The organism is Bradyrhizobium sp. HKCCYLS3077 (genome assembly GCF_051167555.1).
Taxonomy (GTDB): Bacteria; Pseudomonadota; Alphaproteobacteria; order Rhizobiales; family Xanthobacteraceae; genus Bradyrhizobium.
The window spans coordinates 377892-390240 of record NZ_JBNPTH010000002.1 but is presented as its reverse complement, the minus strand read 5'-3'; the positions used below and the strand labels follow the sequence as shown (position 1 = coordinate 390240).

Annotated in this window: 13 protein-coding genes and 1 other RNA gene; 8 read left to right on the top strand and 6 right to left on the bottom strand. The window is 65.4% G+C overall.

The window, feature by feature from the left end; genetic code table 11:
- Positions 1-162: 162 nt before the first annotated feature.
- The 5 genes from ACQR0Z_RS07785 to ACQR0Z_RS07765 form a co-directional block, all read right to left on the bottom strand.
- Positions 163-1158: a tripartite tricarboxylate transporter substrate-binding protein gene (locus ACQR0Z_RS07785; RefSeq protein ID WP_434918238.1), complete on the bottom strand. Its 996-nt coding sequence runs from the start codon at positions 1156-1158 to the stop codon at positions 163-165.
- A gap of 112 nt (positions 1159-1270) precedes the next feature.
- Positions 1271-2785, bottom strand: coding sequence for a tripartite tricarboxylate transporter permease (locus ACQR0Z_RS07780; protein ID WP_434918237.1), 1515 nt, complete (start codon positions 2783-2785; stop codon positions 1271-1273).
- Between the two features lie 7 nt (positions 2786-2792).
- A complete protein-coding gene (locus ACQR0Z_RS07775; RefSeq protein WP_434918236.1) occupies positions 2793-3572 on the bottom strand; it encodes a tripartite tricarboxylate transporter TctB family protein in 780 nt (259 codons plus the stop codon).
- Between the two features lie 102 nt (positions 3573-3674).
- The gene (locus ACQR0Z_RS07770; RefSeq protein WP_434918235.1) at positions 3675-4208 is read right to left on the bottom strand and encodes a chromate transporter; all 534 of its coding nucleotides are present in this window, start codon (positions 4206-4208) and stop codon (positions 3675-3677) included.
- Positions 4205-4798 carry a chromate transporter gene (locus ACQR0Z_RS07765; protein WP_434918714.1) on the bottom strand — a complete coding sequence of 198 codons (594 nt, stop codon included), beginning with the start codon at positions 4796-4798 and terminating at the stop codon, positions 4205-4207. The genes ACQR0Z_RS07770 and ACQR0Z_RS07765 overlap by 4 nt, the downstream gene beginning before the upstream one ends.
- Before the next feature lie 94 nt (positions 4799-4892).
- On the opposite strand from ACQR0Z_RS07765, the gene ssrA reads away from it, so the two are divergent.
- The 7 genes from ssrA to feoB all read left to right on the top strand — a co-directional run bounded on the left by ssrA (position 4893) and on the right by feoB (position 10529).
- Positions 4893-5248, top strand: a transfer-messenger RNA (tmRNA) gene (ssrA, locus tag ACQR0Z_RS07760).
- Between the two features lie 254 nt (positions 5249-5502).
- Positions 5503-6033, top strand: a complete 531-nt coding sequence (locus ACQR0Z_RS07755) for an SspB family protein (protein ID WP_434860716.1) — start codon at positions 5503-5505, stop codon at positions 6031-6033.
- 95 nt (positions 6034-6128) lie between these two features.
- A complete protein-coding gene (gene fumC, locus ACQR0Z_RS07750) occupies positions 6129-7541 on the top strand; it encodes a class II fumarate hydratase (RefSeq protein WP_434860715.1) in 1413 nt (470 codons plus the stop codon).
- 236 nt (positions 7542-7777) lie between these two features.
- Positions 7778-7963: a DUF4169 family protein gene (locus tag ACQR0Z_RS07745; protein ID WP_035648592.1), complete on the top strand. Its 186-nt coding sequence runs from the start codon at positions 7778-7780 to the stop codon at positions 7961-7963.
- Entirely contained in the window at positions 7963-8250 is a 288-nt protein-coding gene (locus ACQR0Z_RS07740; RefSeq protein WP_434860713.1) for a ribbon-helix-helix domain-containing protein, read from the top strand. The genes ACQR0Z_RS07745 and ACQR0Z_RS07740 overlap by 1 nt, the downstream gene beginning before the upstream one ends.
- Before the next feature lie 107 nt (positions 8251-8357).
- Positions 8358-8633: a FeoA family protein gene (locus ACQR0Z_RS07735; RefSeq protein ID WP_434860712.1), complete on the top strand. Its 276-nt coding sequence runs from the start codon at positions 8358-8360 to the stop codon at positions 8631-8633.
- An 18-nt stretch (positions 8634-8651) separates the two neighbouring features.
- Complete coding sequence (feoB, locus tag ACQR0Z_RS07730) at positions 8652-10529, top strand: ferrous iron transporter B (RefSeq protein WP_434860711.1); 1878 nt, start codon at positions 8652-8654, stop codon at positions 10527-10529.
- Between the two features lie 17 nt (positions 10530-10546).
- Here feoB and ACQR0Z_RS07725 read toward each other — a convergent pair whose 3' ends face one another.
- The gene (locus tag ACQR0Z_RS07725) at positions 10547-11335 is read right to left on the bottom strand and encodes an NAD(P)H-dependent oxidoreductase (RefSeq protein ID WP_434860710.1); all 789 of its coding nucleotides are present in this window, start codon (positions 11333-11335) and stop codon (positions 10547-10549) included.
- Between the two features lie 90 nt (positions 11336-11425).
- On the opposite strand from ACQR0Z_RS07725, the gene ACQR0Z_RS07720 reads away from it, so the two are divergent.
- Positions 11426-12349, top strand: coding sequence for a LysR family transcriptional regulator (locus ACQR0Z_RS07720; protein WP_434918234.1), 924 nt, complete (start codon positions 11426-11428; stop codon positions 12347-12349).

Sequence of the window (12349 nt, the reverse complement as noted above, 5' to 3'; positions counted from 1 at the left end):
ATTGGCGGAAGGCGGCGAATTTAACGGCGGGGATCGCCGGACCCTAGCCTCGACTCGGCCCGGTCGCCGATTATACCCTGAAAAATGTCGGCCGCCGCGCCCCGAATGACAAGGGGCGGAACCCTGCGGTCCCGCCCCCTGCCCTGGCCATCGGCCTGAAGGCTAGGTCGCCGGCTTCAGCACAGCGCTCCATTTGACGACTTCGCCCTTCACCAGCGCCCCCAGCGCCTCCGGGGTCCGATCCGCCGGTGCCGGAATGACGCTGCCGAGCTCGAGCAGGCGCTTGCGCACGCCCTCGTCCTCGAGGGCCTTGGCGGCGGCCGCGTTGAGCTTGGCGACGATCGCAGGCGACGTGCCCTTGGGCGCGAAGATCGCGTTCCAGGCCTGGGCCTGGAACTTCGGTAACCCCGCCTCCGTGGTGGTCGGGACGTTCGGCAGCGCCGGATTGCGCTCCGGCGTCGCGATCGCATAGGCCTTGATGGTGCCGGCGTTGATCTGCGGCACGGCATTGACGATCTGGTCGCACATGTAGTCGACCTGACCGGCGACCAGCGCGTTCATCGCGGGACCCGTGCCGTTGAAGGGCACGCCGACCGGCTTGACGTCGAGGATCGAGTTCAGGAGTTCGCAAGAGACATGCGACACCGAGCCGACGCCGGCATGAGCGGCGTTGACCTTCTCGCTGTTGGCCTTGATGTAGTCCACGAACTCCTTGGTGTCCTTTGGCGCGAAATCCTTGCGCGCCAGGATCAGGATCGGCGTGCCCGCGAGCAGCGCCACCGGCTCGAAATCCTTCTCCGGATGATAGGCGAGCTTGGGATAGAGCGGCACCGCGGCGGCATGAGTGCCCATATGGCCGGTGATCAGCGTGTAGCCGTCATTCGCGGCGCGCGCCGCGCGCGTGGTCGCCGTGGTGCCGCCGGCGCCGACGACGTTCTCGATGATGATGCTCTGGCCCAGCGTCTGCGCCATGTGCGCGGTGACGATGCGGGCGATGACGTCGGTCGGGCCGCCCGCCGCAAACGGAACGATCATCGTCATGCTGCGCGCCGGATAGTTCTGCGCCTCGGCTGATGTTATCGACACACCGAACCCGGCAACGACGCCGGCGATGGCCGCCAGCCAACCAAACGAAAGTGCACGACTGCACCAGCTCATCGAATTCCTCCCTCGGGGCCCGCTCAGTTGCGGGCCTTTCGCTCGTGATAGCTACATCACAGCGTCTTGTCCGAGGTCGATTCGACTTCCGCCTGCGGCGTGCCGCCGCAGGTCAGCCTTCGCTTTCGACGAACACCTCGTCGCGCTTGCGGCGAAGCGTCGGCAACACCGCCAGCACCAAGAGACCCGCCGCAATCGCGAGCAGCACCGCCGACAGCGGTCGCGTCAGGAACACCGACCAGTCGCCGCGCGAGATCAAGAGCGCTCGGCGCAGATTCTCCTCCATCAGCGGCCCAAGCACCATGCCGAGCAGCAGCGGCGCCGGCTCGAAATCGTGCTTGATCAGCCAATAGCCGACGAGGCCGAAGGCGCCGGCGAGCACGACATCGACTGGCGAATTGTTCACCGAGTAGATGCCGATCGCGCAGAAGATCACGATCGAGGGGAACATCAGCCGGTACGGCACGCGCAGCAGCCGCACCCAGATGCCGACCAAGGGCAGGTTGATGATGATCAGCATCAGATTGCCGATCCACATCGAGGCGATCATGCCCCAGACCAGATCAGGCTGCTTCTGCATCACCTGCGGACCCGGCACGATGCCGTGAATGGTCATCGCGCCCACCATCAGCGCCATCACCGCATTCGGCGGGATGCCGAGGGTCAGCAGCGGAATGAAGGAGGTCTGCGCCGCCGCGTTGTTGGCGCTCTCCGGTGCCGCGACACCTTCGATGGCGCCGCGGCCGAACCGGGACGGATCCTTCGCCAGCTTCTTCTCGAGCGTATAGGCCGCGAACGACGCGATGACGGCGCCGCCGCCCGGCAGGATGCCGAGGATCGAGCCGAGCACCGTGCCGCGCAGGATCGCCGGCGTGGAATCGCTGAGATCCTTGCGCGTCGGCATCAGGCCCGTGATCTTCTTCTGCACGAGGTCGCGGTCCATCTCCGCCCCCGCATCGAGATTGCGGATGATCTCGGCGAAGCCGAACACGCCCATCGCGACGGTGGCGAAGCCGAGTCCGTCGGCGAGCTCGGGAATGTTGAAGGCCATGCGCGACACGCCAGTCTCGATGTCGGAGCCGACCATCGACAGCAGCAGGCCGAGCACGATCATCGCGATCGCCTTGAGCACCGAGCCCTTCGCCAGCACGACCGCGAAGATCAGGCCGAGCACCATCAGCGAGAAATATTCGGCCGGGCCGAAGGCGAGCGCGAGCTTGGTGAGCGGCGCGCCGAGGATCGCGATCAGCACGGTCGCAACGCAGCCGGCGAAGAACGAGCCGATCGCGGCGATGGCCAGGGCCGGACCGGCGCGGCCCTGCTTCGCCATTTGGAAGCCGTCGAGCGCAGTCACCACAGATGTCGCTTCGCCCGGAATATTGACCAGGATCGAGGTGGTGGAGCCGCCATACTGAGCGCCGTAGTAGATGCCGGCCAGCATGATCAATGCGCCGACCGGCTGCAGGCCGAAGGTGATCGGCAGCAGCATCGCCACGGTGGCGATGGTGCCGATGCCCGGCAGGACGCCGACGAGCGTGCCGACCAGCGCACCGATCAGGCACATCAGGAGATTGATCGGCGTAAGCGCAACGCCGAAGCCATGGGCGAGATTTGCAAACAGGTCCATCACGCCCTCACTGCAGCAGGAAACGCGGCCACAGCGGCATGGCGAGCCCGAGCACGTACGGGAACAGCAACGCACAGCCAGCGGTCAGGCAAACGCCGACGATCAGCGCTTCGCGCCAGCGCGTCTCCGGACTGCCGATTGCCGCGATCAGGAAGCTCGCGAGCCCGGTGATGAGAAGGCCGAGCGGACGGATGGAGACGGCGAAGGTCAGGATCGCCAGCGACACGAACAGCGGTCCGCGCCAGTGATAGGCCGCGAGCTGCGGGCCCGGCGTCAAGGCGCCGATCGCGGCCACCGCCGCCCCCAGTGCGAGCAGCAGCAGTCCGAACATGCGCGGCGCGGTGCCCGCCCCGAACGAAAAGCCGCGCATGCCCTGAAGGTCGCTCGAGGCCCACAACGCGAACAGCGCGATCGCCATCAGCACGACGCCGCCGAAATAGTCCTGCGGCGCGCGCGGACGGACCAGGAGGGTGAACAGCGCCACCGCGAGCAGCGGATAGGTGTAGATGAGGGCCAGCAGATTGTCGGAGCCGAGCGAGGTCTTTCCGCCTGCGGCATATTGCTGCGCCAGGCTGGGAAGAGCGGCGCCCAGCGCCGAGGCGTGGGCCGTCAGCGCCTGGATCGGACCGCGGCCGGAGACCGGCAGAAAGAAGCCGGCGAACCCGATCAGCATTTCGATGATTTGCGGAGCGAAGGCGAGGACCAGAATGATCAATGCGCCAGTCGTGCTGCGCGCGGATGGCACCGTCGCCGCCCCGCCCGACAGCTGGCCCGTCGTATCGGCCATGTCCCTCGTCCTCCCCGATCGGCCTTGGCGGCCGTCATTGTTCTCGCGCAGCGGTCCGGATCAGTCCCCGCCGGACATCTTCATGTTGCCTAGCGACTTTCCCTAGAGAAGGCCAGCAAAACCAAGGCAGCCGCCCGCAGCCAACAGCCAGAGCGGATTGAGTCGTGTCGACGATGCCACCACGGCGGCGGCGATCGTCAGCGCCACGGCCCGCCAATTGTCGTCGGAGGCCTGCGCCAGGATCCACGTGCTCGCCGCCATCAGGCCGATTGACAGCGGTACGAGCGCGGCCTGGAGCATCGCTGGCCAGCGCGCGTCACGCGCGTTCCCGAGCCAGCGGCAGACGAGATAGGACAGCACGGCGGTCGGGCCGCACATCGCGATCGTCGCGACTGCGGCACCCGCCACGCCTGCGACAGAATAGCCGATCAACGCGACGATCAGGACGTTCGGCCCCGGCGACAATTGCGACAGCGCGAACACATCGGCGAACTGCTTGTCCGTCATCCAGTGACGGACGTCGACGGCAACGCGGTGCAACTCCGGAATCGCGGCCACTGCGCCGCCGACGGCAAACAGCGAGATCAGCGCGAAGGTCCAGAACAGCTGGGCCAGCGGATTGTCGTCGCCGCTCATCGCACCCATCGCGCCTTGGCAAAGGTGACGAGGATGCTGAGGGGCACCGCGACCAGCAGCACCTCCTGGAGCGGTAACCGCGTCACTCCGATGGCGACGAAAACGGCGGCCATCACCGCAAGCCCCAGCAGGTCGCGCTTCTTCAGGAGCGGCAACAGCATGCGAAACACCACCGACGCCAGCAGACCGACCGCCGCGCAGGACACGCCGGCGAGTCCCCGTCGCAGGACGTCCGCGTGCTCGAAATGATCATACACCGCCGCCAGACAGGTGATCAGCAGCATCGGCGGCAGCAGCAGGCCGGCGAAGGCGGTGATCCCGCCGGCGATGCCGCGCAGCCGCGCGCCGAACACCATGGCGAGATTGACGATGTTCGGCCCCGGCATGAAATGGCAGAGCGCGAAGGTCTCGTTGAATTCCTCAGCCGTCATCCAGCGGTGCTCGTCGACGATCGCTCGCCGCGCAAACACCAGCACGCCGCCGAATCCCGACAGCGACATTTTTGCGAATGCGAAGAACAGGGTACGGAGACTGGGCGGCTCTTTGAGTGTGTCGGCAGGCGAGACGGAGACCGCGGGATCGGAGGACATCCGGCCATCTAGAGGCACAAATTTGGGGCTGCCAAGCGTGATCGAAAGGTTCCCCGCAACGACCCACATTTTTGTCGCGGGCTGCGCCTTTTCGACCCTGTGCAGCGGGCAGCAGGCAGCCTATATTGGTTGTGCCGGCTTGCCGGCTATGGAAATAAATCGCCGTCGAAATAAACCATTCGGACCCGGGGGCGGTACCCGGCGCCTCCACCAAAGCCCGTCCGTTCGACGGGTTTCGGCGGGGGCGAAATAGGATCGACGAGGGCGTAAAGGGCGAGCTTTTTCCCGGTATTGTTCCGCCGTTATCGGGCTACTGCAATAGTTGCCAACGACAACTTTGCTCCGGTTGCTCAGGCTGCGTAACGCAGTTTGAAAGACCACCTTAAAGTCCTAACGGGTTAAGCTCCGTTAGGCGGGGTTCGGAGGCACCTGGCAACAGAAGCCTCCACTTTCATTTTTCTTCGGCCTCCCTGCCCCGGCGACGCTGTCCCCAGGTTTTTGGCAACCGTGCCGTCCATTCCTGCGTTGACCGGACTTCCGCCAGCTTCTAGGCGTTCCCATATCTGGCTGCGGATTCGCATGGGCTGCTGACCTCGGCACCAATGCGGGGTACGATTGGCCGGGTACGAGTCGCGGATGCCGCTGCCGGAGAGGCGCGGCGATCGGACCATTCGGGCGCGGCCGATCACGATACAGGACCGATCATGGCGACGGATCATATTCGATACGATGTGCTGGCACGCGACGCGCTGCGCGGGGTGCTGCGCCGGGTGTTGAGCGATGCCGCAGCCCACGGGCTTCCGGGCGAGCATCATTTCTTCATCACCTTCGTCTCCAAGGCCGAGGGCGTGAAGATCTCGCCACGGCTGCTGGCGCAATACCCCGAGGAGATGACGATCATCCTGCAACACCAGTTCTGGGATCTCGTCGTCACCGAGGATCGGTTCGAGGTCGGCCTGTCGTTCGGCGGCATTCCGGAGCGGCTGGTCGTGCCGTTCCACGCCATCAAGAGCTTCTTCGATCCGTCGGTGCAGTTCGGACTGCAGTTCGAGCCGTCGGAAGCCATCGCGGAGACGCCGGCCGCGCCGAAGCTGCCCGCGGCACCTGCCCCGTCGGCGGTCGTTGCGCCGCTGCCCGGACCCGCAGCCGAGCCCACCGACGACACGCCGCAGCCGCCGGCTGCGCCAGGCGAAGGCGCCGAGGTCGTCCGGCTGGACCGCTTCCGCAAGAAATAGGCGGATTCGCCGCGCGCGGAACGGCGGACGGATCACTAGATTGAGCATGCTTGAACCGGCCAGCGCCGGTTCGTGACCAATCATGGGCATGCTTCATGGCACATTCAGCTAATTCACCGACGCGCACCGAGACCGACAGCTTCGGTCCGATCGAGGTCGCCGCCGACCGCTATTGGGGCGCGCAGACCGAGCGCAGCCGCCAGAACTTCCGGATCGGTCACGACCGCATGCCGATGGGCGTCGTGCGCGCGCTGGCGCTGGTCAAGATGGCGGCAGCCAAGACCAACCAGGAGCTCGGCCTGCTCGAGCCGCGCATGGCCGAGGCCATCGTCCAGGCGGCGCAGGAGATCATCGACGGCAAGCTCGACGATCATTTTCCGCTCGTTGTCTGGCAGACCGGCTCCGGCACCCAGAGCAACATGAACCTCAACGAAGTGATCGCCAATCGCGCCAGCGAGCTCATGGGCGGCGAGCGCGGGACCAAGAAGCCCGTGCATCCGAATGATCACGTCAACATGAGCCAGTCGTCCAACGACTGCTTTCCCACCGCCATGCACATCGCGGCCGCCCGTGCGATCGCGGGACATCTCGTGCCGGCCCTGTCGGAGCTGCTGGCGAGCCTGCGCGCCAAGCAGGAGGCGTTCGCAGGCATCGTCAAGATCGGCCGCACCCATACGCAGGATGCCACCCCGCTGACGCTCGGTCAGGAATTCTCCGGCTACGCCGCCCAGGTCGAGAGCGCCATCGCCAGGATCGAGATTGCGGCGCGCGACCTCTTGCCGCTGGCCCAGGGCGGCACGGCTGTCGGCACCGGCCTCAATGCCGATCCGAAATTCGCCGCCCTGTTCGCGAGGCATGTCGCTGCCATCACCGGCCTGCCGTTCACCTCCGCGGCCAACAAGTTCGAGGCGCTGGCATCCAACGACGCCTATGTGTTCGCGCATGGCGCGCTCAACGCGGCCGCCGCCGGCCTGTTCAAGATCGCGAACGACATCCGCTTTCTCGGGTCCGGCCCGCGCTCGGGGCTAGGCGAACTGATTCTCCCCGAAAACGAGCCCGGCTCCTCGATCATGCCCGGAAAGGTGAACCCGACTCAGTGCGAAGCGCTGACCATGGTGTGCTGTCAGGTGTTCGGGAATCACACGGCCATCACCATGGCTGGAAGCCAGGGCCATTTCGAATTGAACGTCTACAAACCATTGCTCTCACATTGCATGATGCAGTCCATACAATTACTAGGTGACGCCGCACGTTCATTCCGCGAACATTGCGTGATCGGCATTCAAGCCGACGAAATGCGGATTCGCGAGCTTATGGAGCGCTCTTTGATGCTGGTCACGGCGCTAGCGCCGAAGATCGGCTACGACAACGCCGCCAAAGTGGCGAAGACGGCGCATCAGCGCGGCACGACTTTGAAAGAAGAAGCGACGCGACTCGGCTTCGTTTCCGCAGATGAATTTGACCGCCTCGTGCAGCCAGAGCAGATGACGCGCCCCGGACGATCTTGACGGTAGTCCCGTAGTACTACGGGGGGTGATGCAATTCTCGCTGTTAACCCCTAAAGGATAGTCTCGACTACAAGTTCTGCTGCGTTTGGTGAGTACACAACCAGCTCGCAACGATGCGAATGGCTATCGAACTATCAGGGGGCGATAACGTGATTGTCTGGAGAACGCGCAGGCTCATCTGCGCAGGGCGCATGCTCTCCTCGCGATATTCGATGCCATAAATGATTGGAGCAAGCATGGGGGACGTCATCAACCTGAAGCGATTCAGAAAGCGCGTCGAGCGCGATCAGGCAGCGAAGGTCGCCGAAAGCAACCGCGCTCGCTTCGGCAGGACGAAGTCCGAACGCGCAACTGACGCCCAACGCGACAAGCGCGCGAACGAATTACTCGATCAACATCGTATCAATGGCGAGGACGCGTGATGAAGTCGCCCGTCGTAAAACGTTCTATCGTGGTCGCAGGTCACAAGACCAGCGTCAGCCTCGAAGAGGCCTTCTGGAACGGCATGAAGGAGATTTCGGGTCTCCGTAACATGACCCTGTCCGAGCTGGTCGGAGAGATCGACAACAATCGCCAGCAGGGCAACCTGTCGTCGGCGATCCGCCTGTTCGTGCTCGACCACTTCAAGAGCCGCGCCGCGGCTTCGTCGGGCATCGAGCCGAAGGGCAGCGTGGACAGCCGGCACACGGCCTCCGCAGCCGCTCCTTGAGGCAGATCAGAGGCCGGTCGGCTCAGTCTGTTTAAAATCGCTCTAAGAAGCGGCGGCATTGTGCATGCCGCGCTTGACCTCTTGGCACGCGATTGAAAATACAGGCTATGAGCGAAATCTGCGATACACGGCCGCCTCTGCCGCTCGGTCTGGCCCGGCGTGGCTATACCGGAACCATCCAGCATCTTGCTGCCGGTGGCGCCAAGTCGTCGCTGCCGGACACCGAGTTGGAAAGCCGGCTGATCGAGCTCGGCTTCGTCGAGGGCGCTCGAGTCGAGATCCTTCATGAGGGGATCGTCGGGCGCGACCCTATTGCCGTCCGTGTCGACAACATCACCGTCGCGGTCCGCCGGCGCGAGGCCATGGCCGTCATCGTGGCATAGGCCGCGGAAAGCGTCGTCATGGAAAGCCCTCTGCTGCATCTGGCCCTGGTGGGGACACCCAACAGCGGCAAGACCTCCCTATTCAACGCGCTGACGGGAAGCCGTCAGAAGGTCGCGAACTATCCCGGGGTCACGGTTGAGCGCAAAGAGGGCGCCTTCGTGACGCCGCAGGGCCGTCAGGTCTCGCTGGTCGACCTGCCCGGCACCTATTCGCTGCGCGGTCGCAGCCCTGACGAGGAAATCACCCGGGATTTCGTGCTGGGACGCGCCACGGGCGAGGTTCTGCCCGACCTGGTCTTGTGCGTCGCCGATTCCACCAACCTGCGGTTGACGATCCGCCTGCTGCTCGAGCTCAAGAGCACGGGCCGCCCCCTGGCGCTCGTGCTCAACATGTTCGACATCGCCAAGCGGCGCGGCGTCACGGTCGACGTGGCCGCTCTGTCGCAGGCGCTGGGCGTCCCGGTCGTGACCTCGATTGCGGTCCGCAAGGGCGGCACCGACGACCTTCTGCAGCTCACCGACAAGCTGCTGTCCCAGGCGGCGGCCGCCAGCACGGAGCGCGCGAACACCTGGCGGCCCCTGACCGTGCCGGAGCTGCGCGCCACCCAGCGCGAGGCCGACCGCATCATCGCCTCCACCGTCAGCCTGCCGGAGCGCCCGGACACCTGGACCGGCCGCATCGACGCGGTCGCGCTGCATCCGGTCGGCGGCCTGTTCATCCTGTTCGCGATCCTCTTCATCATGTTCCAGGCCGTGTTCGCCTGGGCGCAGCCGTTGATGCAGCTTCTGTCTGCTGCGTTCGACGCGCTCGGCGGGCTCGTCCATGACCAGTTGCCGGAAGGCCTGCTGCAGAGCTTCCTGCAGAACGGCGTGATCTCCGGTGTCGGCAGCGTCATCGTCTTCCTGCCGCAGATCATCATCATCTTCCTGTTCATCCTGCTCTTGGAAGATTTCGGCTACATGGCGCGCGCCGCGTTCCTGATGGATCGCATCATGGGTGGCGCCGGCCTGCACGGCCGCGCCTTCATCCCGCTGCTGTCGAGCTTCGCCTGCGCCATCCCCGGCATCATGGCGACGCGCGTGATCGACAACCGCCGCGACCGTCTCACCACCATCCTGATCGCGCCGCTGATGACCTGCTCGGCGCGGATCCCGGTCTATACGCTGATCATCTCGGCCTTCATCCCGCCGACCAAGGTCTGGGGTCTGTTCAATCTGCAGGGGCTCGTGATGTTCGGGCTGTATGCGGCGGGCATCATCAGCGCGCTGCTGGTGTCGTTCCTGGTCAAGTTCTTCATGATGCGCGACTACCAGCCGGCGCCGTTCATGCTGGAGCTGCCGGACTACAAGCTGCCGCGGCTGCGCGGCATCGCGATCGGCATCTACACCCGCGCCAAGATGTTCCTGCAGCGCGCCGGCACCACGATCTTCGCGATGATGGTGCTGATCTGGTTTCTGGCCTCGTTCCCGCAGCCGCCGGAGGGCGCGACCGAGCCTTCGATCAATTACAGCCTCGCGGCAATGATCGGCCAGGCGCTCGCTCCCCTGCTTACGCCGGTCGGCTTCAACTGGCAGATCGCGGTGGCGCTGGTGCCCGGCATGGCCGCCCGCGAGGTCGCCGTCGCCGCGCTCGGCACCGTCTATGCGATCGAAGGCGGCAAGGAAGCGGCCGAGCAGATCGGCCAGGTGCTCGCGACCAAATGGAGCCTCGCCACGGCGCTGGCGCTGCTGGCCTGGTACATCTTCGCTCCGCAATGCGCCTCGACGCTTGCGGTGATCCGGCGCGAGACCGGCAGCTGGCGCTGGATGGCCGTGACGTTCTTCTACATGTTCGCCCTCGCTTATGCGGCGGCGTTCGCGACCTATCACATCGCCGTGGCGATGGGCGCGGGCTGAGCCCGCGCCATCGGACGTTAGTGCCGATCATCGACATGCAGCGCGAAGCCGCGCGCGTCGGATGTGCCGAGCTCGGGCCGCAGCTGCATCGACGGGATCAGATAGTCGCCGTGGTTCTGCCGCCGGTACGGAATCGGCTGATCCGTGAACAGCGTCTGTAGCCGGCCGCGCAGCCGCTCGGCGACATCAGCAAAGCCCGTTTCGTCGAGCCGGTTCACCTTGTGCGCCACGAAGGCCGGCAGCACGTCGAAGCCGGGATAGAACAGGATGCCGTGGTTGATCGGAAACAGCAGGTCGTCGATCGGCCCGTTGATGCCGCGCGCCGAATAGTGCTCCTCCCAGCCGCCCGTGGTGACGACCAGCATCGCGCGCTTGCCGGCAAAGACGCCCTCGCCATAGCGGTTGCCCCAGCGCTTGTCGCTGTGCTCGCCTACGCCATAGGTGAAGCCGTAGGAATAGACCCGGTCGACCCAGCCTTTGAGGATCGCGGGCATCGTGAACCACCACAGCGGAAACTGCAGGAGGACGGCGTCGGCCCAGAGCAGCTTGTCCTGCTCGACTCTGACGTCGTCGGTGAGCGTATGGGTCTTGAAGGCTTCGCCTGACGCAGTGGCAACGTTCAGGCGGGCATCGGGCGGCAAATGCGGGAAGTCAGCGCGGTCGGCGGCGGATTTCCAACCCATCGCGTAAAGATCCGAAACCCGCACCTCATGGCCCTGGGCCTTGAGCTCTGCGACGGCGACGTCGCGCAGGGCGCCGTTCAGGGAGCGCGGTTCAGGATGGGCGAAAACGAGCAGGACGTTCATGGTGTCGATCCTTTGCTGGAACCGGCCAAGACATAGACCCGCAGCCACTCATCCACTATACGGTGTGGATCGATAAGATTATGCCATTTAATGGATAAATCGGACGTCAGCCTGGTCAACATGCGCAGCTTCGTCCGCGTGGCGGAGCGCGGGAGCCTGTCGGGCGTGGCCCGCGAGCTGGGGATTGGCCAATCCACCGTCTCGCGTCACCTCCAGGAGCTGGAGGACGCCGTCGGCGTGCCGCTGCTCAGCCGCACCACGCGGCGCGTGACCCTGACCGACGAGGGGCGCCGCTACTACGCGCGCTGCGTCCAGATCCTGCGCCAGATCGAACAGGCCCGCGACGAGGCCCGCGGCACCCAGGGCGCGGCCGCCGGCACCATCCGCATCTCATGCACGGCGGCGTTCGGCATCCTTCACATCACCCGGCTCGCCTTCGCCTTCCAGGATCGCTACCCGGACATCGCCATCGATCTCAACCTGACCGACGAGCGTATCGACCTCGTGCGCGAAGGCGTCGACATCGCGCTGCGCCTGGCGCCGCTCACAGACAGCTCCTTGAAGCTGCGATCGCTCGGCTACTCGCACCGGCTTCTGGTCGCCTCGCCCGATTATTTGGCGCGACGCGGCACACCACGCACGCCGCAGGAGCTGATTGGCCACGACGGCATCCGCATGACCAATGTCGCAGGGAGCGAGGTGCTGGTGGTCATCGGACCCGACGGCGCTCGCCACGAGGTGCCGTTCAGGGGCTGCTTCCGCACCAATCACGGGCTGGGCGTTCGCGAGGCCGTGCTGGCCGGGCGCGGCATCGGCGGCAGCCATGCCTGGCTGGTCGACGACCTCATCGCGGCCGGCAGGCTGACGGTCATTCTGCCCGACCACCGTCTGCCGTCGACTCCCCTCAACATGCTGATCGTGCCGGAGCGCGCCGGGATCGCGCGCGTGCGGCTGCTGATCGACTATCTCGCCGAGGAGGTCGCACGGCTGCCGGGCATCAGCCCGGAGCCGTGA